A 23,026-nucleotide genomic window follows, 5' to 3' on the forward strand; every position below is an offset into this window, starting at 1 on the left:
GATCACTTGCGCCGTGGCCATAGCCCAAACAGCAGGGAGGTTACAATCAGGCATGCAAAAAAAACATCCCCGAAGCGCGAATAGGGTGTCGGCGGCCCGGCCCGCGGCAGACTCGCATCGAGCACACCGGACTCGCCCAGCGCCAAGGCGGCGCGAACCCGGCCATGGCCGTCGAGCACGGCCGATATCCCGGTATTGGCGACGCGGACCAGCGGCAGCCCTTCCTCGATCGCCCGCAGCCGCGCCTGCGCCAGGTGCTGATAGGGACCACTGGTCCGGCCGAACCAACCGTCATTGGTCAGATTGAGGATATAGCCCGGCCTCGGCCCGCTCGGCATCGCGGCGCCCGGAAAGACGACCTCGTAGCAGATCAGGGCGGCCGCCGGCGGCAGCCCGCGCACCTGGAGTGGCGTGCGCCGCGTGCCGGAGGCGAAGCCGCCGGGCACCGAGACGAACTCGGACAGGCCGACGGCCCGGATCAGGCGCTCGAGAAAGGGCGGCAGATATTCGCCGAAGGGCACGAGGTGCACCTTGTCGTAGCTGCCGGCGATCACACCTTCGTCATCGACGACCTGGATCGAATTGTAGATCGGCGGCCGGCTCTCGCCGGGCAGCACCTCGCCGGCGCGCGCCGCGCCAGTAATCAGGGTCGCACCGGGCGGCAGCAGGGCCGCTATCCGCGCCAGCGCCTGCGGCGTCCGCCCCAGCAGAAAGGGAAAAGCCGATTCCGGCCAGATCAGATGGGTGACGTCCTGCACGCCCAGCGTCTTCGGTCCGGTCGCCCGATCGCTCAGCGCGAGATAGCGCGCCAGGATCATCTCGCTGTTGCTCGGGCTGAACTTGGCGTCCTGCGGCAGGTTCGGCTGCATCAGGCGCAGCTTCACGCCCGCAACCGCGGCCGTCGGCCCGGCAGGCACGCGCCAGGCGCCGAAAGCGGCCATGGCGGCGAGCGCGACGACGGCGAGCCCGGTCGGCTGCCAGCGCGCCCTTGCGGTCTCGCCCGTTCCGAGCGCCGCCGGCGCGGCCCCGATCGCCACCGCGAGAAGCGTCAGCCCGTAGAGCCCGACCAGCGAGGCGCTCTGCGCCAGCCATTCCGGCCCCGCCAGCATCATGCCGTAGACGTTCCAGGGAAAGCCGGTGAGCACATGGCCGCGCAGCCACTCGCTCAGCGCCAACATCGCCGCGAGCACGAGGATGCGCCCTGCTCCCGACGGCCAGAACAGCCGGGCGAAACCGAAGCCGAGCGCCGGGAAAAGCGCCAGGAAGGCCGGCAGCGCCACGACGCCGAGCGGCATCGCCCAGGCGAATTTGTCGGCTTCGACCAGAAAGGCGGCGCCGAGCCACCAGAGCCCGGCGAGATGGTAGCCGAAGCCCCACCACCAGCCGGCGAGCGCGGCGGCACGGAAGCGGCCAGCCCGGCTGTCGGCGACCGCACCATCGATCAGCCAGACCGCCACGGTCATCGGCACGACGAGAAGCGGCCAGAGATCGAGCGGCGCCAGGGCGAGAGCGCCGCTCGCGCCTGCCGCGAGGGCGATCAGGCGCTTCGGCCAGCCCCAGGCGAGGATGACGCGATCGGCCAGAGCCGCCAGTGCCGTCATGACGCGTCCGGTGCGGCGGCCTCGCCGGCCGCGACCTCGCTACGGCGATGGATGCGCAGGCGCTTGACGCGGCGGGGATCGGCGTCGAGCACCTCGAATTCGAGGCCTTCCGGCCCCTTGATCAGTTCGCCGCGTGCCGGCACGCGCCCGGCCAGGGTCACGATCAGCCCGCCGAGCGTATCGACCTCCTCAGCGACCTCTGCCCGCGAGAGATCGATGCCGGTGGCTTCGTTCAACTCCTCCAGCGTCGCGCGCGCATCGGCGATGAAGCGGTTCTCGCCGGCCGGCGCGATGGTCGGCGCCTCGTCATGATCGTGCTCGTCCTCGATGTCGCCGACGACGATCTCGATCAGGTCCTCGATCGAGACCAGCCCGTCGGTGCCGCCGTACTCGTCGATCACCAGCGCGATATGGGTCCGCGTCGCCTGCATCCGGACGAGGAGGTCGACCGCCGGCATCGAGGGTGGGACGTAGAGCACCGGGCGCAGGATGTTCGCCTGCGCCAGCGTCGCCGAGAGATCGACGGCACCGAGATCGGGAACCGCCTCGCCCTCGCCACCCCGGCCGGGCTTCGCGCACGCCGCGAGAAAGTCGAGGAAATCGCGGATATGGATCATGCCGCGCGGATCGTCGAGTGTCTCGCCATAGACCGGAAGGCGGGAATGACCGGCGCTGCGGAACAGGGCGAGCAGCCCCGCCAGCGTGGCATCGAGGGAAACCGCGATGATGTCGGCGCGCGGCACCATGACATCGTCGACCCGGCGCTCGCGCAAGCTGAGCACATTGGAGAGCATCGCCCGTTCCTGCGGGCTGATGTCGGCGATCCCGCCGCTTCCCTGCGCCAGGGCCTCGGTGATCTCCTCGCGGACGGAGCCGCCATGGCGCAGGCCGAGCCGATCGAGGAACTGGCCGAGCCAATGGGTCAGGCCGCGGCCGGCGGGCTCGGAGGTGGTGCTAGGTCGAGGGTCGTCGCTCATGGCGCGGGTGAAGACTGCTTCTTGGAGGCGGCCGCTCCGGGAGGCGGCCTGGTGGGTTCCGGATCGCTTCCGGCATAGGGGTCAGCGATGCCGAGCCGGGCGAGCGCCGCGGTCTCCATCGCCTCCATCCGCTGCGCCTCGGCCTCGGTCTCGTGGTCCTCGCCGAGCAGATGCAACAGGCCATGGATGACGAGATGGCTGAGATGATCGCCGAGGCTCTTGCCCTCGGCCTGCGCCTCGCGCGTCAGCGTCTCGAGGGCGAGCACGATATCGCCGAGCACCGGGCTCGCGGCGACACGCTCCGGCGGCACGGCCGGGAAGGAGAGGACATTGGTCGGCTTGTCGAAGCCGCGCCATTCGCGATTGACGGCGCGGATGCGCTTGTCGTCGGTCAGGAGCAGGCTGAGCTCGGCGCCTGCGAGCGGCGTCAGGCGCGCTTCCGCGAGACCGGCGGCGATCGCCGCCTCGATGCGCGGCCGCAGGTCGCCGAGCTCACGCCAGCGCCGCGATTGCAGGCGCAGTTCGAGCGTCAGCCCACCGGCCGGCAACTCGGATCGCGGCGCGGCGCGCCGCGATCGAGGTCGATCGTTCATCGCGGTCTCTCCCGCGACAGCATGCGCTTCAACCCGTCGGCATCGCCCTCCACCGGGCCGGCATCGGCCGGCTGGAGATTGGCGAGCCGGGCCTCACGCTCGTCGCGTTCCTTCCTGGCGGCATCCTCATAGGCCATGACGATGCGGCGCACGAGTTCGTGGCGGACGACGTCGCCCTCCTCGAAGCGGGCATGGCCGACGCCCTCGACGCCCGAGAGCAGCCTGACCGCCTCGACCAGGCCGGAGCGCTGGCCCGGCGGCAGGTCGATCTGCGAGGGGTCGCCGGTGATGATCATGCGCGAGCCCTCGCCGAGGCGGGTCAGGAACATCTTCATCTGCACGGAGGTCGCGTTCTGGGCCTCGTCGAGCAGCACGACCGCATTGGTCAGGGTGCGGCCGCGCATGAAGGCAAGCGGCGCGATCTCGATCATGCCGGTCTGCAAAGCGCGTTCGACATGGCGCGCCTCCATGAAATCGTTGAGTGCGTCGTAGATCGGCCTGAGGTACGGGTCGACCTTCTCGCGCATGTCGCCCGGCAGGAAGCCGAGGCGCTCGCCGGCCTCGACCGCCGGCCGCGACAGCACCATGCGCTCGACGACGCCCTGCTCGATCAGCGAGACCGCATGGCCGACCGCGAGCCAGGTCTTGCCGGTGCCGGCCGGCCCCTCGGCGAGGACGAGCTCATGGCGCTTGAGCTGGCGCAGATAGGCGTCCTGCGCCGCATTGCGGGCGCGCACAGGGCCGCGCTTGCGGGTGACGATGGCGTCGAAGGCCGATTTTCCGGCATTGTCCGCCGGGAAGAGCGAGCGCTGCACATTGCTCTCCTCGATCGCGCCGTCGACCTCGCCGAGATTGACCGCGGCGCCGATCTTGGCGCGGGCATAGAGGGTGCGCAGCACGCGGCTGGCCTGCTCGGCGGTGTCCGGCGGCCCCTTGATGGTGATGTGGTTGCCATTGGGGCTGACGACGACGCCCAGCCGGCGCTCGAGATGTGCCAGGTTCTGGTCGTATTGCCCGAAGACCAGGCTGGCGACCTGGTTGTCGTCGAAGGACAGCACCACTTCCGTGCCGGACAGGCCGGCGCGCGCCGGCACCTCCTCGCGGAGCGCCAGCGGGTCGCGGCGAAGGCCGCGTTCGGGTCTCGGGTTCATCGGATCGGCCTGGGCCAAAGGTGTCTTCTCCTGGAGCGGGGGTCGTGGGCAGGCAGAGGCACGCGACGAGACCCGACTCGACTTCTAGGCATACGCACTCAGGCAGCGAGCTCCCGTGAGACGGCCCGGCCGAACAGCGAGTTCGAGCCGGCCCGCTCGATCGTCACCATGACGCGCTCGCCGATGCGATGCGTCGCGGTTTCGATCTGGACCGCCTGGAGATAGGGGGTCTTGCCGGCAAGCTGGCCGGGATGGCGCCCGACCCGCTCGAGCAGCACCTCGACGGTGCGCCCGACCATGGCGTGGTTGAACTCCTGGCGATGGCGCTCGACCAGGGCCTGCAGGCGCTGCAGGCGCTCGTCCATCACCGCCGGCTCGACCTGTGTCTCCAGTTCCGCGGCCGGGGTGCCGGGGCGCGGCGAATACTTGAAGGTATAGGCCGAGGCGAAGCGGATATCCTCGACGAGCTTCAGCGTCGCCTCGAAATCGGCATCGCTCTCGCCGGGGAAGCCGACGATGAAGTCCGAGGACAGGGCGATGTCGGGCCGGGCCGCGCGCACCTTGTCGATCAGCCGGCGATATTCGTCGGCGGTGTGCTTGCGGTTCATCGCGGCGAGGATGCGGTCGGAGCCGGCCTGCACCGGCAGATGCAGGAAGGGCATCACCTGCGGCAGGTCGCGATGGGCGGCGATCAGCTCATCGTCCATGTCGCGCGGATGGCTCGTGGTGTAGCGGATGCGGGCGATGCCGGGGACCTCGGCGAGGCGGCGCATCAGCCGCGCCAGCCCCCAGATTTGCCCGTCCTGCGCTTCGCCATGATAGGCGTTGACGTTCTGGCCGAGCAGGGTGACGTCCTGCACCCCGGCACCAGCCAGCCGCTCGACCTCGGCGACCACCTGCGCGACCGGGCGCGAGAACTCGGCGCCGCGCGTATAGGGCACGACGCAGAAGGCGCAGAACTTGTCGCAGCCTTCCTGCACGGTGACGAAGGCCGAGATGCCGCGCGCCAGGATCGCCGCGGGCTTGGGCGCCGGCAGATGGCCGAACTTGTCGTCCGGCGGCAGGTCGGTGTCGACGACGCGGCCGGCGCGCGCCTGGCGCAGCAATTCGGGCAGGCGATGATAGGCCTGCGGGCCGACGACAAGGTCGACCGCGGGCTGCCGGCGCTGGATCTCGGCCCCCTCGGCCTGGGCGACGCAGCCGGCGACGACCAGCGTGGTCTCGCGGCCATCGGCCTTGCGGTCCTGCTTCAACTCGCGCAGCTTGCCGAGCTCGGTATAGACCTTGTGCGCCGCGCGCTCGCGGATATGGCAGGTGTTGAGCAGGATCAGATCGGCGTCGTCGGGCGTCGCGGTCTCCTCGTAGCCCTCGCCGCCCAGGACATCCGCCATGCGCTGCCCGTCATAGACGTTCATCTGGCAGCCATAGGACTTGATGTGGACTTTCTTCATCAATGCCGATCCGACCTCAATCCCGTCTCCTTAACCCAGCCGGCCGCGATTTGGGAATCATACTGCCGCGGGAGGCGGGCACGCAATATCCGGGCCGCTCCCGACGAATCGCCTGGAGGCTTGCTCAAGCGCGTGACCGGCCGGTGACGGCCTCCTGCCGGGCCCGGCGGATGGCGACCTCGGCGAGCCGCGTCGCCTCCTTGCGCGAGAGCTTGCGGCCCATCCGGATCGGCTCGCCCCAGGCGAGCTCGACATCGACCGCCCCGGCCGCCAGGATCGACTTCAGATGCGGCGCGAGCTCGGTGTCGCCATGCCAGGCTAGGGCCGAGCGTATCGCCCGCCCGCCGGGCAGGCCGTGATAGCCGAGATAGGTGATGCAGAGCGGGTAGATCGTCACCTCGCCCTCCGCCTCGCTCTCGCCGCGCACCGCCTCATGGGCAGCGCCGAGCAGCGAGGAACGCAAGGGCAGGACGCGGGTACCGTCGCCGGTCGTGCCCTCGGCGAAGAGCACCACAGCCTGCCCGTCCGAGAGCCTCTGCCCCATCTCCACGGCGACGCCGGCGGTAGCACCGCGGCGCTTCCGGTCGATGAAGACGGTGCGCTGCAGGGTCGAGAGCCAGCCGATCACCGGCCAGGTCGCGACCTCGGCCTTGGCGACGAAGGAGAGCGGACGCGCCGCGCCGAGCACGGGGATGTCGAGCCATGAGACATGGTTGGCGACGATCAGCCCGCCCTCACCGGGGCCAGGAGGCGTGCCGCGAATCACCGCGCGGACGCCGAGCCCCCGACAGACCAGCCGATGGAACAGGCGCGTGAACAGGAAGCCATGGCCAGCCCCCAGCCGCATCGAGACCAGTTGCGGCGGGATCAGGACGAGCGTTCCGAGGCTGATCAGCGCCATGCGCAGCATCGCACCGGGACCCAGGCCGTTCATTCTCTGCACCAAGCTCCGCTCACAGGGTTCCGGCTATAATCGCCGCCCGCCCGCCCGTCCATGGCGTGCAATCGCGCAGGACAGGTCGGCCAGAGCAGCTCAGCCAAGATCGAGCCGCATCACCAGCGCGGCCGCGCGGCTGCCGTCGAGCTTCGGGTAATAGCCCTCGCGCCGGCCAACCTCGGCGAAGCCGAACTGGCGGTATAGGCCGACCGCGGCCGCATTGGTCTCCTCGACTTCGAGGAAGAGCCGGGCGACGCCCCGCGCCGCGAGCCTTGCGAGATGCCCCGCCAGCAGCGCCTGGGCGAGACCGCCACGCCGGCTTCCCTTGGCGACGACGATGCTGAGGATCTCGGCCTCGTCGGCGGCGATCCGCGACATCACGAAGCCCGAGGGATCGACGGCGCTGCCGGAGAAGACGCCATCGGCGAGAACCGAGGGATCGGCCAGAAGCGCCGCGCATTCGCCGGGATCCCAGAGCCGGGCGAAGCCGCCCTGATGATGCAAGGCGGCGACCTGGCGCGCCTGGGCCGTATCGAGCCGGCCCGTCCGGGCCGGGGCCGCACGGCGGTGGCGGAGGCGGTCGAGCCAGTCCATGCTCAGCGCCGCGGCAGGCGGGCGCGATCCTGCGGCGTCGTCTCCGGCTCTTTGAGGTAGAGCGGGCGCGGCGGGGCGCTCTGCGGATCGGCGATCAGGCCGAGCCGCGCGACCCAGATCACGTCGGGCGCCCTGGCGTCGTCGACGACGACGGCATCGAGCCCGATCGCCCAGGCCTCGTTGGCGACGGCCAGCGCCGCCGAGCCGACGAGCGAGACCGGGCCTGCGCCGATGGCGCGGGCTGCATCGCGATGGTTGACCTGGCGGATCGAGACCAGCTGCTTGCCCTGCGCGTTCAGCGCCTGGAACCAGACCTGGCCGTGCCTGGCATCGAGCGCGGCGGCGATCACCCGGCCGCCCTCGCGCCCGATCAGCGGAGCGGCGGTCGCCGCCAGGGTCGAGACACCGACTGCCGGAATGCCGGCGGCGAAGGCGATGGCGCGGGCCGCGCTGATGCCGACCCGCAAGCCGGTATAGCTGCCGGGGCCGATGGTCACGGCGACGCGATCGAGCGAGGAGAAGCCTCCCTCGACCTTGCCCATCACGCGCTCGATCATCGGCATGAGCGCTTCGGCATGGCCGCGCTCCATCGCCACCTGCTCGATGGCGACGGGCTGGGTGGCACCGGCCTCGAGCACGCAGGCGGAGCAGGCGCCGAGCGCGGTGTCGATGGCGAGGACGCGCATTAGTTGCCTACCCGGCATGAAAAATGGCCGGTCGTCCCGGGCGACCGAAGGAAGACCCGGGACCCATGCCGGAACATCACCGATGAAGGCTCAGGCATGGATCCCGGCTCTGCGTTGCGCTCCGGCCGGGATGACCGCCGGAGAATGTTGAATGAACCGAGGCGGGGCGGCGCTCAGACCGCCTCGACCTCGCGAACCTGCGGCAGGAAGTGCCGCAGCAGGTTCTGGATGCCGTGCTTCAGCGTCGCGGTCGAGGAGGGACAGCCCGAGCAGGAGCCCTTCATCGCCAGATAGACCGTGCCGTCCTTGAAGCCGCGGAAGGTGATGTCGCCGCCATCGCCGGCCACGGCCGGGCGGATGCGGGTCTCGAGCAGCTCCTTGATCGTCTCGACGGTCTGCGCGTCCTCGTCGGCGAAGAACTCCTCCTCGCTCTCCTCCGGACCGGCATCCGCAGCGCCGTCCGCCATCAGCGGGGCGCCCGACATGTAGTGCTCCATGATCGCGCCGAGGATGGCGGGCTTGAGATGCGGCCATTCGCCCTCCGCCTTGGTCACGGTGATGAAGTCGGAGCCGAAGAACACCGCCGAGACGCCCTTGACGCCGAACAGGCGCGCGGCGAGCGGCGAGCGATCGGCCTGTGCCGGGTCGCGCAATTCGACCGGCCCTCCGGGCGAGACGCTGCGGCCGGGCAGGAATTTCAGGGTCGCGGGATTGGGCGTGGCTTCGGTCTGGATAAACATGGATCTTACCTCCGGCACCGACGGGTCAAGGCCGCCGTTCCTGTTCCCGATATAGGCCCATTGCTGGAATCATTCCAGCCGCGCCGGCCTGCCGGATCAGGCGAGTGCGTCGATTTCCTCGTCGGCGAGATGGCCGGGAACGATGGCCACCGGAATCGGGAAGGTCCCGGCGCTCTTGCCGGCGAGCGCGCTGACCAGCGGCCCCGGCCCGTTGCTGCCTGTGCCTGCAGCCAGCACCAGCAGCGAGATGTCCTCGTCGGCCTCGATCAGCTTGACCACCTCGTCGGCCTTGATGCCGGTACGCACCACCTTCTCGGGCTCGAGCCCGGCGAGCGAGCGCACCGTGGCGGCCGCAGCGGCGATCAGCGCCTCGGCTTCCGCCTCGGCCTCGGCCCGCATCACCTCGCCGACGCCGAGCCAGTTCTCCTCGGCCGGAGGCGTGACCACGCCGAGCAGCACGATCGTCGCACCGACGCGGGCGCAGCGCCTGGCCGCGAAGCGCACCGCCTTGGCGCATTCCGGGCTGTCGTCCACCACCGCCAGGAATTTCGGGCGATGGCCCGTCTCATAGGACCGCCGTCTCTTGACCATTGCCGCCGCCTGTCGCCGCTTCCCGAGCCTGATATCGTGGCAGGCGCCGCAAGGTCAGCGCAAGCCCCGGCCCGCGCTGACCGCCCGGACCGCACTTTGCCCGGCCGCCTATGGCCGGGCAGGATAATCGTCTGATCTCAAAGACTAAGACGCCTGGCGCCGGCGCACGAAGCCAACGATGTCCTTGACGTCGCGCATGATCGGCGCGGCGATCGCATCGGCACGGTCGGCGCCATCGCTGAGGATGGCGTCGACATGGCCGGGATCGGCGAGCAGCCGGCGCATCTCGGCGGCGATCGGGCCAAGCTTGGCCACGGAAAGATCGACCAGGGCGCCCTTGAAGCCCGAGAATTGGCCACCGCCGAACTGGCTGAGGACCTGCGCGCGGGTGGCGCCGGAGAGGCCGGCATAGATGCCGACGAGGTTCTCGGCCTCGGGCCGGCCCTCGAGTCCCTTCTCCTCGGAAGGCAGGGCCTCGGGATCGGTCTTCGCCTTGCGGATCTTCTGGGCGATGGTGTCGGCATCGTCGGTCAGGTTGATGCGCGAGAAATCCGAGGCGTCGGATTTCGACATCTTCTTGGTGCCGTCGCGCAGGCTCATCACCCGGGTCGCCGGACCCTGGATCATCGGCTCGGGCAGCGGGAAGAAGCCGAGATCGCCGGTCCCGGTGCCGAGCTTCTCGATCTGCTCGGCGAAGTCGTTGTTGAACTTCTGGGCGATGTCGCGGGTCAGCTCGAGATGCTGCTTCTGGTCCTCGCCGACCGGGACATGGGTCGCCTTGTAGAGCAGGATGTCGGCGGCCATCAGCACGGGATAGTCGTAGAGCCCGACCGAGACGTTCTCGCGGTCCTTGCCGGCCTTCTCCTTGAACTGGGTCATGCGGTTGAGCCAGCCGAGCCGGGCGACCGTGTTGAAGACCCAGGCGAGCTCGGCATGGCCGGTGACCTGGCTCTGGTTGAAGATGATGCTGCGCTTGGGGTCGACGCCGGCGGCGATATAGGCGGCGGCGACCTCGCGGGTGGCGCGGGTCAGCTCGACCGGGCCGCCCCAGACCTCCATGGACGGCGTGATCGCGTGCATGTCGACGACGCAATAGATGCAGTCATGCGTTTCCTGCATCGCCACCCAGTTCACGAGGGCGCCGAGATAATTGCCGAGATGGAGCGTCGAGGTCGGCTGCATGCCGGAGAAGACGCGGGGAAGGAAAGCAGCCATCGGGCGCTCCGTCGTCATTGGCGTTATCGGGCCCGGGCCGAAGGTTTTCGGCTCAGGAACGCGGCGTTCTGACGGAAGCGCCGCGAAGGCGCAAGAGCAGCGGCCCGAAAGCCCCGAGCATCCAGCCCGCGAGGCCATAGACCAGGGCCCCGCCGAGACAAAGCACAGCCAGCGCCGCGGCGCGCGACAAGGCCGGCTGGCCATGGGCGAGCCAGGGCTGCAGAGGCGGCAACAGGACCGCGAGCGCCGCCGCCATCAGCGCCGCCGCGAGCAGAATGGCGAGGATGGCGCGAATCGTCGCAGCATCGGGCCGCCACAGCCGCTCCCGCAGCAGGCAGCCCGTCAGCAGCAGCGCCTGGACGAGGAAGGCGAGGCTCGCGGCCAGCGCGCCGATCATCGCGGCGTCGCGCCAGCCGAGCAGGGCATAGCCGGCGCCGGCCGCGACGAGTACGGCGGCGAACCCCGCGAGCAGTGGCAGGCGCGGCCGGCGCCGGACGAAATAGGCCTGGCCGAAGACCTTGGCGACGAGCGCGAAGGGCAGGCCTAAGGCGAAGGCTGAAAGCGCGGCGGCGGTGCGCGCCCGGTCGGCGGCGCCGAAGCGGCCCTGCTCGAACAGCACCGAGACGATCGGCTCCGCCAGCAGGAACAGGGCGGTCGCGGCAGGGATGGCGAGGGCGAGGCCGAGCGCCAAAGCGCGGCCGAGCAGCGCATCATGCGCCGCCTGTGCCTGCTCGCCCGCCATGGCCGAGAGCACGACCGTGCCCATCGCCACGCCGAAGAAGGAGAGCGGCAGCTGGAAGATGCGATCGGCATAATAGAGCGCGGCGACCGAGCCCGCTTCCGTGGAGGCGATCTGGGTCGAGACCAGCAGGATGAGCTGCGCCGCCGATGCCGCGAGCAGGGTCGCGCCGCCGGTCCTGACCAGGCGCGTCATGTCGCGCGACCAGCGCAGGCTTGGGCGCGGCAAGCCGATCCGACGCAGAGGAGCGAGGATCAGAGCGAGGTGCGCCAGCCCGGTCAGGCTGAGGCCGGCGGCGAGCAGGGTCGCGCTCTCAGCACTCGACCCGCCGCGGAAGAGCTCGACGAACAGGGCGACAAGCAGGATCGCGTTCATCAGCGCCGGCGCCAGCGCCGCGACCGTGAAGCGGCCCTCGGCATTGAGCAGCGCCGCGAGCAGAGCCGCGAGCGTCGTCAGCAGCACGAAGGGCAGCATCAGGCGAGTGTAGAAGGCGGCGAGCGCCAGCGTGTCGGGCTCCCCGGCAAAGCCGCCGGCGAGGCCGAGGACCACCCAGGGCGCGAACAGCTCGGCCAGGGCGACGAAGAGTAGCAGCAGCAGGCAAAGATGGCTCGCCGCCTCGCCGGCGAAGCGCCGCGCCGCCGCCTCGCCGTGCTCGGCCTTGATCGCAAGATAGAGCGGCACGAAGGGCGCGTTCAGCCCGCCCTCGCCGAGCACGCGGCGGACCAGATTGGGCAGGCGCAGCGCCGCGAGAAAGGCATCCGCCACCGGCCCGGTGCCGAGCAGGCGGGCGATCAGCACGTCGCGGGCGAAACCGAGCAGGCGCGACAGGATCGTCGCCGCGCCGACGACGAGGGAATCGCGGGCGAGACGGGGGGAGCTTGGCTCGGGCGGCGCGGAAGCGGACGTCACAACTTAGCCGTTGCCCTTTTGTTCAGTTGCTGATTCACTTCAACTAGACCGGAGGGTGCCATGAAGCCAGAATTCGATCGGGAGAAATTCAAGGCTGTCGTCCACTACCTCTGCCGGCATGCAGGCGATGATTTCGGCAAGATAAAGCTCCACAAGGCGCTATACTTCGCGGATATGCTGCACTTTATCGACAAGGGGCAGCCGTTGACCGGCGTCGACTATATCAAGCAAAAATTCGGACCGACCGCTCGGCACCTGACCTGGGGGCTCGACGAGCTCGCCAGCGATGGAGCGATCCGCGTGTCGCAGGAAAACTACTTCGGCTTGCCCAAATACGCGTTTCACACGCTACGCGAACCATCGACGAACCGTTTGTCGGACGAAGACCGCGCCCTGCTGGATGAAGTCCTGAGGTTCGTCGGCGACTACAGCGCCACGGCAATTTCTGAGCTGAGCCACAATGAGGCATGGCACGCCTTCGAGATCGGTGCCGTCATCCCCTATGAGACGGCCTATTGGCTCGTGCCGACCGAGATTACCGATGATGATATGGCCTGGGCCGCAGCGCAGATGCGAGAGCACGCGCACGCTGGCTGAGCGATATGCGGCAAGTCATCTGGTCCGACCTAGCCGAGCAGGGGCTGGCGCGCTGCATACCGGCAGATAGGCTCGATGGCGTTCGCACCGCTATTGAATTACGGCTTGCGCACGACGGTGCAATGCCACTCAGGCGCCATCCTGCCTTCCCTACGCGCCAAATCTACGTCTTCGCCTTGTTCATCGGCGTCGGTGATCTGCGTGGCGTCGTCGAATTCAACGGCGACGCCACGATCTGGCATATCGGCATCAGGCCACCAAACTCTCGCGCTACAGAATGAACCGGCTGAGATCGGCATTCCTGGCGAGGTCGCCGATCCTCGCCTCGACATAGGCGGCGTCGATCTCGACCTTCTCGCCGCCGCGATCGGTGGCGGTGAAGGAGATCTCGTCGAGGATGCGTTCGATCACGGTCTGGAGCCGGCGCGCGCCGATGTTCTCGACCGAGGCGTTCACCGCGACCGCGATCCGGGCAATCGCGTCGATCGCATCGGGCGAGAAGGAAATCTCGACCTGCTCGGTCGCCAGCATCGCCACCGACTGCTTGATCAGGCTGGCCTCGGTCTCGGTCAGGATGCGCTTGAAGTCCTCGACGTCGAGCGGCGAGAGCTCGACGCGGATCGGCAGGCGGCCCTGCAGCTCCGGCAGCAGGTCGGAGGGCTTCGAGACGTGGAAGGCGCCCGAGGCGATAAACAGGATATGGTCGCTCTTCACCGGCCCGTGCTTGGTCGCGACGGTGGTGCCCTCGATCAGCGGCAGCAGGTCGCGCTGCACGCCCTCGCGCGAGACATCGGCGCCGGAGCGACCCTCCCGGGCGCAGATCTTGTCGATCTCGTCGAGGAAGACGATGCCGTTGTTCTCGACCTCGCGGATCGCCTGCTGAACGATCGCGTCCTGATCGATCAGCTTGTCGCTCTCCTCGGCGAGCAGCGGTCCATAGGCGTCCTTGACCTGGACACGGCGGGGCTTGCCCTTCTGGCCGAAGGCCTTGCCGAACATGTCCGAAAGGTTGATCGCACCGATCGAGGCGCCGGGCATGCCGGGGACCTCGAACATGGGCTGGCCGGAACCGCCCGAGGCGACCTCGATCTCGATCTCCTTGTCGTCGAGCTCGTTGGCGCGCAGTTTGCGGCGGAAGGCGTCGCGCGTCGTCGTGCTCGCCGTCGCCCCGACGAGCGCATCGAGCACGCGCTCCTCGGCGGCGACATGCGCCTTGGCCTGGACGTCCTTGCGCCTGAGGTCGCGGACCAGCCCGATCGCGACCTCGACGAGGTCGCGCACTATCGATTCGACGTCGCGGCCGACATAGCCAACCTCGGTGAACTTGGTCGCCTCGACCTTGAGGAAGGGCGCGTTGGCCAGCTTGGCGAGGCGTCTTGCGATCTCGGTCTTGCCGCAGCCGGTCGGTCCGATCATCAGGATGTTCTTGGGCGCGACTTCCTCGCGCAGCGGGCCTTCGAGCTGCTGCCGGCGCCAGCGATTGCGCAGCGCGATGGCGACGGCGCGCTTGGCGTCGTTCTGGCCGACGATGTAGCGATCGAGCTCGGAGACGATCTCGCGGGGGGAAAACGACGTCATCAAACAGGTTCCTGGACCATGATCAGCGCGCGACCGTCGCCGGTATCGCGTTCTTGGAGAGCGGTGAAGCCGGCCTTCTCATAGGCACGGATCGCGGCGAGATTATCCGACCTGCTCATGGCGAGCTCTGCAGGAAGACCGGCGGCAAGCGATCTGCCAGCGCGCCGAGTGGAAGCCGCGGGACGATCAGCGTTCTCAGGGAGCGCCAGCCGGCGGAAAGCCCGAGCACCACGACCGCCAGGCCGAGAAGGGTCAGCGGTAGGCCGAGCCCACCCTCGACGCGCTGGGCCAGCAGATAGGCGATGGCGATGCCGGCATAGCTCAGCCCGGAGACGATCAGGGCTCGGCGGTCGATCACCAGCGCGACCAGCCCGAGCAGGACGAACAGCGCGAGCACGACCAGCGCCTTGCCGGTGCCGATGTCACCGATGCCACCGGTCGCGAGCTGGATCGTCGGGTGAACGATCAGCGGCGCGGCGAGCAGATGCAGCCAGAAGGCGCCGTCGGAGCGACGCGTCAGCCGACGCGGATCGCTCATATCGGCGCGCATGGCGAAGAGGAAGATGCCGACGCCGACCACGAAGGCCAAGGCGGTCAGATGATTCTCGATCAACCGGGGATCGACGAGGGTCAGCAGCCCGGCGAGCACGACGACGCAGCCGGCCGCGGTGATCGCGGCATCGATCGGCACGCGAAACCGCCAATGGTGCAGGCCCGCCGCGAGCGCACCGGCGAGACCACCGCCGATCAGCAGCCAGCCTTGCCGTGCCTCGCCGCGGATCGCCGCCTGCTGGACCAGCAGGTCGGCGGCAAGCAAGGCCAGGAAACCGGCGGCGGCCGCGAACATCAGGGCGAGCGCAATCGACGGCAAAGCGAGCCGCATGCGGCGCGAGAACCATTCCGCCAGCCCCCAGGCGACGACGAGGCCGGTCAGGGCGAAAGCCTCGCCGAGGCCGAGCAGTTGCGTCAGCCCGAGCAGCGCCGAGGCGAGGAGTCCGACCCCGATGGTGACGAAGACGTCGTTGAAGCCGCCGATCAGCCGGAAGCGCTCGTCATCGGGATCGACCGGGCGAACCTCCTCTGCCGAGGCATCGCCGGCAGGGGCAGGCGCGGCCTCGCGGCGCAGGCGCGCCAGATGCGCGATGCGCACCACCTGGGCCTGGTCGATGATGCCCTCTGCGACCGCGGCCTGCAGATCCTCCTCGCGGATCATGCCAATTCCAGGCTCTCGATGACGAGGGAATGGTTGGTGTAGACGCAGATGTCGCCAGCGATCTTCATCGCCTTGCGGACGATCATCTCGGCATCGGGCTCGACATCGACTAAGGCACGGGCGGCGGCCAGCGCGTAATTGCCGCCGGAGCCGATCGCCATCACCGAACCGTGCTCGCTCGCCTCGGGTTCCAGCACGTCGCCGGTGCCGGAGATCAGTAGCGAAACCTCCTTGTCGGCGACGAGCAGCATTGCCTCCAGCCGGCGCAGATAACGGTCGGTGCGCCAGTCCTTGGCGAGCTCGACGCAGGCGCGCAGCAGCTGCGTCGGATATTGCTCGAGCTTGGCCTCGAGCCGTTCGAACAGGGTGAAGGCGTCGGCGGTAGCGCCGGCGAAACCGGCGATCACCGCGCCCTTGGCGAGGCGACGCACCTTCCTGGCATTGCCCTTCATGATCGTCGGGCCGAGCGAGACCTGGCCGTCGCCGCCGATCACGACGCGGCCGCCCTTGCGCACCATCAGGATGGTGGTGGCGTGCATGCTGGGAATGCTGGAGGTCTCTGACATCGCGATTCAGTCTCGGTCGGAACGGGTGCCGCCAACATGTTCAGGCGAAGGCCCCGTATCAAGGGCAAGGGCAGGAATCGAGGTCGGGGCGGCTATACCGGCCAAGCCGCGCCAACCTCCGCGTCATCCTGGTCGTAGCGAAGCGGAGCGCCGGGATCCATCGGCGAACACCGAGCTTTACGATGGATCCGAGGACGGCCTACGGCCGCCCAGGATGACACAGGGGGCCGGCATCGAGCGCAGGGCATTGGCCATGGCGCTCCGCGCCTGCTAAAGCGACGCCAAATCCGCAAGAGACAGAGGTCAGCATGCGTTCGGGCGAGGTCAAGCGCCGTACCAACGAAACCGACATCGCGGTGAAGCTCGTGCTCGACGGCACCGGCAAGGCCGAGATTTCAAGCGGCGTCGGCTTCTTCGACCATATGCTCGACCTGTTCGCGCGGCATTCGCTGATCGACACCACGGTCACGGTGAAGGGCGACACCCATATCGACGACCACCACTCGGTCGAGGATGCCGGCATCGCGCTCGGCGAGGCCCTGAAACAGGCGCTCGGCGACAAGAAGGGCATCCGTCGCTATGCCGACGTGCATCTGCCGATGGACGAGACGCTGACCCGCGTCGCGGTCGACGTCTCGGGCCGGCCCTTCCTGGTCTTCCGCACCGAGTTCAAGGCGCAGAAGATCGGCAGCTTCGACACCGAGCTGGTGCGCGAGTTCTTCCAGGCCTTCGCCATGAATGCCGGCATCACCCTGCATGTCGAGACGCTCTATGGCGACAACGCCCACCATATCGCCGAGAGCTGCTTCAAGGGGCTAGCGCGGGCGCTGCGCCAGGCGCTGGAAGTCGACCCGCGCGAGGGCGGCCGCGTGCCCTCGACCAAGGGTGCGCTGTAAGGGGCGATGCCATGGCGTTCTATCAGGTCCTGATTCCGCCGCCCGGTGCCGGCGGGTTGCGCGAGGAAATCGAGCAGGCACGCGTCCTGCCCGAGAGCTTCACCTGGTCTGCCTTCCTGTTCGGCGGGTTCTGGCTCTTGCTGAAGCGGCTCTGGCTCGCCTTCCTGCTCTACGGCCTGGCTTGGGGCGGCATCATCTATCTCCAGCGCCAGTTCGGCTTCTCCTTCGCCGCGGTCTCGCTGTCGCATCTGGCACTCGGCATCTTCCTCGGCCTCGAAGGCCAGAATCTGATCGCGCGCAAGCTGACGCGCAAAGGCTGGCGGCTGGTCGACATCGTCGAGGCGCCGGACCTTTCCAGCGCCGAGCGCCGCTATTTCGAGCGTGCCCTGCCGGAAGGCGCAGCCCCGCGCGCCATGGCCCCGACGAGCGCGCCGGCCCGCTTCGCCAGCGGACCGACGCCGGTGATCGGCCTCTTCCCGGAAGCGAGCGGACGATGAGCCAGACCGTCACGATCGTCGATTACGGCTCGGGCAATCTGCACTCGGCCGCAAAAGCCTTCGAGCGCGCCGCGGCGGAGGCCGGCCTCGCCGCCAGCATCCGCGTCACCAGCGATCCCGATGCGGTGCGCGCCGCCGACCGCATCGTGCTGCCGGGCGTCGGTGCCTTCGCCGATTGCCGGGCCGGGCTCGATGCCGTCGCCGGCATGGTCGAGGCGCTCGAGGAAACCGTGCGCGGCAAGGGCAGGCCCTTCCTCGGCATCTGCGTCGGCATGCAGCTGATGGCGAGCCGCGGGCTGGAATACGTCACCACGCAAGGGCTCGGCTGGATTCCCGGCGATGTCAGCCTGATCCGCCCGCAGGATGAGAGCCTGAAGATCCCGCATATGGGCTGGAACACCCTGCACAAGCAGGACGAGCACGCTTTGCTCGACGGGATCGAGACCGGCCCCTCCGGCTGGCACGCCTATTTCGTGCATTCCTACGCGCTCGTCGCCGAGCGGGCACAGGACGTGCTCGCTTTGACCGATTATGGCGGCCCCGTCACCGCCATGGTCGCGCAGGGCAACATGGCGGGCACGCAGTTCCATCCCGAGAAGAGCCAGAGGCTCGGCCTCAAGCTGATCGCCAATTTCCTGAGGTGGAAGCCTTGATCCTTTTCCCAGCCATCGACCTCAAGGAAGGCCGCTGCGTTCGCCTGAAACAGGGCGACATGGAGCAGGCGACGATCTTCAACGACGATCCCGCCGCCCAGGCCGCCACCTTCGAGGCCCAGGGCTTCCAATGGCTGCATGTCGTCGATCTCGACGGCGCCTTCGCCGGCAAGCCGATGAATGCCGGCGCGGTCGAGGCGATTTTGAAGAAGGTCGCCTTCCCGGTGCAGCTCGGCGGCGGCATCCGCGACATGAAGACGGTCGAGGGCTGGCTCGAGAAGGGCATCGCCCGCGTCATCATCGGCACGGCGGCGGTGCGCGACCCCGGCTTCGTGCGCGAGGCGGCCAAGGCCTTCCCGGGCAAGGTCGCGGTCGGCATCGACGCGCGCGACGGCTATGTGGCCGTGGAAGGTTGGGCCGAGACCTCGGCGCTCGCCGCCGACGATCTCGGCCGGCGCTTCGAGGATGCCGGCGTTTCCGCGATCATCTACACCGACATCGCCCGCGACGGCATGCTCAAGGGCATCAACTGGGACGGGACGATCGGCCTCGCCCAGGCGCTCTCGATCCCGGTGATCGCCTCGGGCGGCCTCGCCTCGATGGCCGATATCGAGCGACTCTGCGCGCCCGACGCGGCGATCCTCGAAGGCGCCATCACCGGCCGGGCGCTCTATGACGGGCGGATCGACCCCGCCGCCGCGCTGGCGCGGCTCGCCCTTACCTCGGCCTGACCGCGCCGTACGGGACAGTCTGCTCCGGCACGACCGATCGCTTCGAAAGCCCCGAGGTGAAGCGGCGGGCGCAAAGCCCGCCGCCGCTCAGACGAGGTTCACCTTGCCGGTGGCGAGATCGTAGACGCCGCCGACGACGACGAGCTTCTTCTCGGCGACGCGCTGCGAGAGGATCGGCCCCGCCTGCTTCAGCTTCTCGACGTTGAGCCTGACATTGGCGATGGTCGCGGCCGCCAGCATGTCCTCCGGCTTCTCCTTCTGCGCGACGAGCACTGCGGGGCGGATCGCCTCGATCAGCGCGGGGAGATGGCCGGGTAGCTGGGTCTGGTTCTTGACCACGTCGATCGTCGCCGAGATCGCGCCGCAGCTGGTATGGCCGAGCACCAGGATGAGCTGCGAGCCCAGCACCTGCGCCCCGAATTCGAGGCTGGCCAGCGAATCCTCGTTGACGAAATTGCCGGCGACGCGGGTAACGAAGAGCTGGCCCGGCCCCTGGTCGAAGGCGAGCTCGGGGGCGATGCGGGAATCGGCGCAGCTGACGATCGAGGCGAAGGGCGATTGCGAGGCGGCGCGCGCCGCACGCCCGGCCGAGAAATCGCGCTCGTTGAGCTGGCCGGCGACATAGCGGGCATTGCCCTCGACCAGACGCTTCAGCGCCTCGTCGCCGGCGACACCCTGGGCCCGCGCCGGCGCAGGCAAAGCGAGCGCAGCGGGGAGGCCGGCGCCGAGCGCCAGGAGCCCGCCGGCCCTGAGAAAGCCGCGGCGCGAGCCGGAGATCGACAAGCCGTCAGCGCATTGGTCACACATGATCTTCCCCCCGATGCGACCCAGGCGGAGCGCCGGGCCAAATTCCCACGCTGCCCTTGCGGCAGGCAGCGCAGAGTGCACGAGGGAGCGTTGGGCTCCGGTTAAGGCGCTCCGGCAAATCCGAGCGGAATTGCCGATACTCGCCTCAGCGGAAATGCTTGTCGAAGATGCGCTGGTACTCGCCGGTCGATTTGGCGATGTGCAGCCACTGGTCGACGAAGGCCTTGAAGACGACGTCGCCGCGCGGCAGCAGATAACCGATCTCCGAGAAAGTCAGCGGTTTGTCGGTGTTGACCGCGCAGAGGCCGGGCTTGAGCCTCTCCTGGATCGTCGCCTCGCGGGCCTCGGTGATCATCACGTCGGCGCGGCCGGCGAGGATCTCGTCGAAGATCGAGACATTGTCGGTGTGCAGCTGCAGCTTGGCCTGCTTGAAATTGGTGCGGGCGAAGCGCTCATTGGTGCCGCCGGGATTGAAGATCACGGTGGTGCCGGGCTTGTCGATGTCAGCCACCGTCTGGAGCCTCCCCTTGTCGGCGCAGCGCACCAGCGGGACCTTGCCGGTGGCGAGCGTCGGCGCCGAATAGAAGGCGCGCTTCTGGCGCTCCAGCGTGACGCCGATGCCGCCCATGGCGATGTCGCATTTGCCGGCGAGGAAATCCGGCATCAGATCGGCCCATTTGGTGCGCACGAAGCGCGGCTCGACGCCGAGCGCCTTGGCCAGCGACTGCGCCATCTCGATGTCGACGCCCTCATAGCCCTCGCCCACCGCGACGGTGAACGGCTTGTAGTCGCCGGCCGTGCAGATGCGCAGCACGCCGGCGCCAAGAACGGCATCGAGCTGGCTGGCGGGAGCCTGCGCCCGCGCCGGGCCGGCGAAGGCTGCGCCGATGGCGGTGCAGAGCGCCGCGCTCCGGAGCGCGCGGACAATGATTGCAGAGATCCTCACGAAGACCATTCCTCCTGTTCCGGGCTCGACCGGCCCGCGTGTCCCAACAGAGCAGGCGAGCGAAATAGGTTCAATCCGCGCCCGCACGGCGCTAGAGGGCATTCCAACCCGCCGGCCCATGCTCTAGGGTCCCGCTCCGTCACCTTCCGTCTTTTCGCCAGCAGGCAGACATGACCCTGAAAACCCGGATTATCCCCTGCCTCGACGTCAAGGACGGCCGCGTCGTCAAGGGCGTGCAGTTCCTCGACCTCGTCGATGCCGGCGATCCGGTCGAGGCCGCCAAGGCCTATGATGCGGCGGGCGCAGACGAACTCTGCTTCCTCGACATAACGGCGAGCAGCGAGGATCGCGGCATCCTGTTCGACGTCGTGACGCGCACGGCCGAGGCCTGCTTCATGCCGCTGACCGTCGGCGGCGGCGTGCGCTCGCTCGAGGATATCAGGCAATTGCTGCTGGCCGGGGCCGACAAGGTCTCGATCATGACGGAAGCGGTGAAGCGGCGCGAATTCGTGCGCGAGGCCGCGAAGAAATACGGCGCGCAATGCATCGTCGTCGCGATCGACGCCAAGCAGGTCTCCCCCGATCGCTGGGAGATCTTCACCCATGGCGGGCGCAACCCGACCGGGCTCGACGCGGTCGCCTATGCCCGCGAGGTCGCCTCGCTGGGCGCCGGCGAGATCCTTTTGACCTCGATGGACCGCGACGGCGCCAAGACCGGCTTCGACATCGAGTTGACGCGGCGGGTCGCCGATGCGGTCGCCGTGCCGGTGATCGCGTCGGGCGGCGTCGGCACGCTCGACCATCTCGTCGAGGGCGTGCGCGACGGCCATGCCTCGGCCGTGCTCGCCGCCTCGATCTTCCATTTCGGCACCTTCACCATCCCGCAGGCCAAGGCCCATATGGCGGCGGCCGGCCTCGCCATGCGGCTGGATTGAGACGATGACGAACTTCACCCTCGCCGATCTCGAACGCATCGTCGCCGAACGCGGCGCTGCCTCTCCGGAGGAATCCTGGACCGCCAAGCTTCTGGCCGCCGGCCCGGAGCGGGCCGCGAAAAAGCTCGGCGAGGAAGCGGTCGAGGCCGTGATCGCCGCCGTGAAGGGCGATCGCGAGGAGCTGATCGCCGAAAGCGCCGACCTCATCTATCATCTTTTGGTTGTGCTCAGGGCTCGGAATGTTGCATTGCGGGACGTGTTGAGCCAGCTTGAGGCTCGAACGGGGCGTTCCGGCCTGGCAGAAAAGGCCGCGCGCCCGCGTTGAACACGAGGCGAGTCACGCGTTGAACCTCGAAGCCTGGAATGCGGGTCGCTTCACCATGGACCAGCGTCTCGCCCTCTCGTCCAAGGACCCCGAGCTGGTCTCGCCCTACCGTGCCTTCACGCGCGACGAATGGGCCCATCTGCGCGCCGACACGCCGCTGACCCTCTCGGTCGACGACCTGACCAAGCTGCAATCGATCAACGACCCGATCTCGCTCGACGAGATCGTGGCGATCTATCTGCCGCTGTCGCGCCTGCTCTCGCTCTACGTCGCGGCGACGCAAGGGCTGTTCAAGGCGACCCAGCGCTTCCTGATGGCCGAGGCCGAGGTCAAGGTCCCCTATATCATCGGCGTCGCCGGCTCGGTCGCGGTCGGAAAATCGACCACGGCGCGCGTGCTCCAGGCCCTGCTCTCGCGCTGGCCGAACACGCCGAAGGTCGAGCTCGTCACCACCGACGGCTTCCTGCTGCCCAATGCCGAGCTGGAACGGCGCGGGCTGATGCAGCGCAAGGGCTTCCCGGAGAGCTATGACGGGGCGGCGCTGCTGCGCTTCGTCTCGGATGTGAAAGCCGGCAAGCGCGCCGTCGCCGCGCCGGTCTATTCGCATCTCGTCTACGACGTCGTGCCCGGCGAGCAGGTCACGGTCGAGCGGCCGGACATCCTGATCCTCGAAGGGCTCAACGTGCTGCAGGCGAGCCGTCTACCGAAGGACGGCTCGGTGATCCCCTTCGTCTCGGACTTCTTCGACTTCTCGGTCTATCTCGACGCCGACGAGAACGATCTGCACCGCTGGTACGTCAACCGCTTCATGACCCTGCGCCAGACCGCCTTCCGCGACCCGCGCTCCTTCTTCCGCAAATATGCCGAGATCGGCGAGGAGGAGGCGCTCGCGATCGCCGAGAATCTCTGGACCGGCATCAACCTGCCGAATCTGCGCGAGAACATCCTGCCGACGCGGCAGCGCGCCAGCCTGATCCTGACCAAGGGCGCCAGCCACCGCATCCAGCAGGTTGCGCTGCGACGGCTTTGAGTCCGGAACCACCCGAGTTTCCGATCCCTCATCCTGAGGAGCAAGGCGCGAGCCTTGCGTCTCGAAGG

26 protein-coding genes are annotated in these 23,026 nt (G+C 68.6%); 8 read left to right on the forward strand and 18 right to left on the reverse strand.

All coding sequences use genetic code 11. The features are described 5' to 3' along the window. Window positions 1–2: 2 nt before the first annotated feature. The 12 genes from lnt to murJ form a co-directional block, all read right to left on the reverse strand. Window positions 3–1,601 carry an apolipoprotein N-acyltransferase gene (gene lnt, locus J0J10_RS09085; RefSeq protein WP_291646179.1) on the reverse strand — a complete coding sequence of 533 codons (1,599 nt, stop codon included), beginning with the start codon at window positions 1,599–1,601 and terminating at the stop codon, window positions 3–5. Next, window positions 1,598–2,578 carry a hemolysin family protein gene (locus J0J10_RS09090; protein WP_291646180.1) on the reverse strand — a complete coding sequence of 327 codons (981 nt, stop codon included), beginning with the start codon at window positions 2,576–2,578 and terminating at the stop codon, window positions 1,598–1,600. The genes lnt and J0J10_RS09090 overlap by 4 nt, the downstream gene beginning before the upstream one ends. After that, entirely contained in the window at window positions 2,575–3,171 is a 597-nt protein-coding gene (gene ybeY, locus J0J10_RS09095) for an rRNA maturation RNase YbeY (protein ID WP_291646181.1), read from the reverse strand. Before ybeY ends, J0J10_RS09090 begins: the two co-directional genes overlap by 4 nt. Then, a complete protein-coding gene (locus J0J10_RS09100; RefSeq protein ID WP_291646236.1) occupies window positions 3,168–4,322 on the reverse strand; it encodes a PhoH family protein in 1,155 nt (384 codons plus the stop codon). The genes ybeY and J0J10_RS09100 overlap by 4 nt, the downstream gene beginning before the upstream one ends. A gap of 98 nt (window positions 4,323–4,420) precedes the next feature. Then, window positions 4,421–5,773 carry a tRNA (N6-isopentenyl adenosine(37)-C2)-methylthiotransferase MiaB gene (gene miaB, locus J0J10_RS09105; protein ID WP_291646182.1) on the reverse strand — a complete coding sequence of 451 codons (1,353 nt, stop codon included), beginning with the start codon at window positions 5,771–5,773 and terminating at the stop codon, window positions 4,421–4,423. Between the two features lie 124 nt (window positions 5,774–5,897). Then, the gene (locus J0J10_RS09110; protein WP_291646183.1) at window positions 5,898–6,707 is read right to left on the reverse strand and encodes a lysophospholipid acyltransferase family protein; all 810 of its coding nucleotides are present in this window, start codon (window positions 6,705–6,707) and stop codon (window positions 5,898–5,900) included. A gap of 99 nt (window positions 6,708–6,806) precedes the next feature. After that, window positions 6,807–7,304: a GNAT family N-acetyltransferase gene (locus J0J10_RS09115; protein ID WP_291646184.1), complete on the reverse strand. Its 498-nt coding sequence runs from the start codon at window positions 7,302–7,304 to the stop codon at window positions 6,807–6,809. Window positions 7,305–7,306: 2 nt separating this feature from the next. After that, on the reverse strand, window positions 7,307–7,990 hold the full coding sequence (gene tsaB, locus J0J10_RS09120; RefSeq protein WP_291646185.1) for a tRNA (adenosine(37)-N6)-threonylcarbamoyltransferase complex dimerization subunit type 1 TsaB: 684 nt from the start codon (window positions 7,988–7,990) through the stop codon (window positions 7,307–7,309). 173 nt (window positions 7,991–8,163) lie between these two features. Next, complete coding sequence (locus J0J10_RS09125; protein WP_291641082.1) at window positions 8,164–8,730, reverse strand: NifU family protein; 567 nt, start codon at window positions 8,728–8,730, stop codon at window positions 8,164–8,166. Between the two features lie 96 nt (window positions 8,731–8,826). After that, window positions 8,827–9,321, reverse strand: coding sequence for a universal stress protein (locus J0J10_RS09130; protein WP_291641080.1), 495 nt, complete (start codon window positions 9,319–9,321; stop codon window positions 8,827–8,829). Window positions 9,322–9,465: 144 nt separating this feature from the next. After that, a complete protein-coding gene (trpS, locus tag J0J10_RS09135) occupies window positions 9,466–10,536 on the reverse strand; it encodes a tryptophan--tRNA ligase (RefSeq protein ID WP_291641078.1) in 1,071 nt (356 codons plus the stop codon). A 52-nt stretch (window positions 10,537–10,588) separates the two neighbouring features. Further along, window positions 10,589–12,184, reverse strand: coding sequence for a murein biosynthesis integral membrane protein MurJ (gene murJ / locus J0J10_RS09140; protein ID WP_291646186.1), 1,596 nt, complete (start codon window positions 12,182–12,184; stop codon window positions 10,589–10,591). A 60-nt stretch (window positions 12,185–12,244) separates the two neighbouring features. On the opposite strand from murJ, the gene J0J10_RS09145 reads away from it, so the two are divergent. Further along, window positions 12,245–12,781, forward strand: a complete 537-nt coding sequence (locus J0J10_RS09145) for a Panacea domain-containing protein (protein ID WP_291646187.1) — start codon at window positions 12,245–12,247, stop codon at window positions 12,779–12,781. 270 nt (window positions 12,782–13,051) lie between these two features. Here J0J10_RS09145 and hslU read toward each other — a convergent pair whose 3' ends face one another. Genes hslU through hslV form a run of 4 tightly spaced genes read right to left on the reverse strand, consistent with a single transcriptional unit; the run spans window position 13,052 to window position 16,138 of the window. Continuing rightward, on the reverse strand, window positions 13,052–14,359 hold the full coding sequence (gene hslU / locus J0J10_RS09150; protein ID WP_291646188.1) for an ATP-dependent protease ATPase subunit HslU: 1,308 nt from the start codon (window positions 14,357–14,359) through the stop codon (window positions 13,052–13,054). Further along, window positions 14,359–14,478: an N-acetyltransferase gene (locus J0J10_RS27095; RefSeq protein WP_465247176.1), complete on the reverse strand. Its 120-nt coding sequence runs from the start codon at window positions 14,476–14,478 to the stop codon at window positions 14,359–14,361. The genes hslU and J0J10_RS27095 overlap by 1 nt, the downstream gene beginning before the upstream one ends. Continuing rightward, window positions 14,475–15,572: a hypothetical protein gene (locus tag J0J10_RS09155; RefSeq protein WP_291646189.1), complete on the reverse strand. Its 1,098-nt coding sequence runs from the start codon at window positions 15,570–15,572 to the stop codon at window positions 14,475–14,477. Before J0J10_RS09155 ends, J0J10_RS27095 begins: the two co-directional genes overlap by 4 nt. Continuing rightward, window positions 15,569–16,138, reverse strand: a complete 570-nt coding sequence (gene hslV / locus J0J10_RS09160) for an ATP-dependent protease subunit HslV (RefSeq protein WP_291646190.1) — start codon at window positions 16,136–16,138, stop codon at window positions 15,569–15,571. The genes J0J10_RS09155 and hslV overlap by 4 nt, the downstream gene beginning before the upstream one ends. A gap of 308 nt (window positions 16,139–16,446) precedes the next feature. On the opposite strand from hslV, the gene hisB reads away from it, so the two are divergent. The 4 genes from hisB to hisA are packed head-to-tail and all read left to right on the forward strand — an operon-like array spanning window position 16,447 to window position 18,915. Continuing rightward, complete coding sequence (hisB, locus tag J0J10_RS09165; protein WP_291641064.1) at window positions 16,447–17,034, forward strand: imidazoleglycerol-phosphate dehydratase HisB; 588 nt, start codon at window positions 16,447–16,449, stop codon at window positions 17,032–17,034. A gap of 11 nt (window positions 17,035–17,045) precedes the next feature. Beyond that, window positions 17,046–17,531: a DUF2628 domain-containing protein gene (locus tag J0J10_RS09170; protein ID WP_291646191.1), complete on the forward strand. Its 486-nt coding sequence runs from the start codon at window positions 17,046–17,048 to the stop codon at window positions 17,529–17,531. Next, window positions 17,528–18,184 (forward strand): imidazole glycerol phosphate synthase subunit HisH, encoded by a 657-nt coding sequence (hisH, locus tag J0J10_RS09175; RefSeq protein WP_291646192.1) that lies wholly within the window; start codon window positions 17,528–17,530, stop codon window positions 18,182–18,184. The genes J0J10_RS09170 and hisH overlap by 4 nt, the downstream gene beginning before the upstream one ends. Next, window positions 18,172–18,915: a 1-(5-phosphoribosyl)-5-[(5-phosphoribosylamino)methylideneamino]imidazole-4-carboxamide isomerase gene (gene hisA, locus J0J10_RS09180; RefSeq protein WP_291646193.1), complete on the forward strand. Its 744-nt coding sequence runs from the start codon at window positions 18,172–18,174 to the stop codon at window positions 18,913–18,915. The genes hisH and hisA overlap by 13 nt, the downstream gene beginning before the upstream one ends. Window positions 18,916–19,002: 87 nt before the next feature. Here the strand turns inward: hisA and J0J10_RS09185 are convergent, their stop codons facing one another. Both J0J10_RS09185 and J0J10_RS09190 read right to left on the reverse strand, forming a co-directional pair. Continuing rightward, complete coding sequence (locus J0J10_RS09185) at window positions 19,003–19,722, reverse strand: carbonic anhydrase (RefSeq protein WP_291646194.1); 720 nt, start codon at window positions 19,720–19,722, stop codon at window positions 19,003–19,005. 145 nt (window positions 19,723–19,867) lie between these two features. Beyond that, a complete protein-coding gene (locus J0J10_RS09190; protein ID WP_465247177.1) occupies window positions 19,868–20,668 on the reverse strand; it encodes a transporter substrate-binding domain-containing protein in 801 nt (266 codons plus the stop codon). Between the two features lie 170 nt (window positions 20,669–20,838). Between J0J10_RS09190 and hisF the strand changes: the two genes are divergently transcribed. Genes hisF through coaA form a run of 3 tightly spaced genes read left to right on the forward strand, consistent with a single transcriptional unit; the run spans window position 20,839 to window position 22,958 of the window. Next, window positions 20,839–21,603 (forward strand): imidazole glycerol phosphate synthase subunit HisF, encoded by a 765-nt coding sequence (gene hisF, locus J0J10_RS09195; protein ID WP_291646196.1) that lies wholly within the window; start codon window positions 20,839–20,841, stop codon window positions 21,601–21,603. Between the two features lie 4 nt (window positions 21,604–21,607). Further along, on the forward strand, window positions 21,608–21,928 hold the full coding sequence (locus J0J10_RS09200; RefSeq protein WP_291646197.1) for a phosphoribosyl-ATP diphosphatase: 321 nt from the start codon (window positions 21,608–21,610) through the stop codon (window positions 21,926–21,928). A gap of 55 nt (window positions 21,929–21,983) precedes the next feature. After that, complete coding sequence (gene coaA / locus J0J10_RS09205; RefSeq protein ID WP_291646237.1) at window positions 21,984–22,958, forward strand: type I pantothenate kinase; 975 nt, start codon at window positions 21,984–21,986, stop codon at window positions 22,956–22,958. Window positions 22,959–23,026 lie beyond the last annotated feature (68 nt).

Origin of the sequence: Allobosea sp. (assembly GCF_017308075.1) — a bacterium.
GTDB lineage: Bacteria > Pseudomonadota > Alphaproteobacteria > Rhizobiales > Beijerinckiaceae > Allobosea.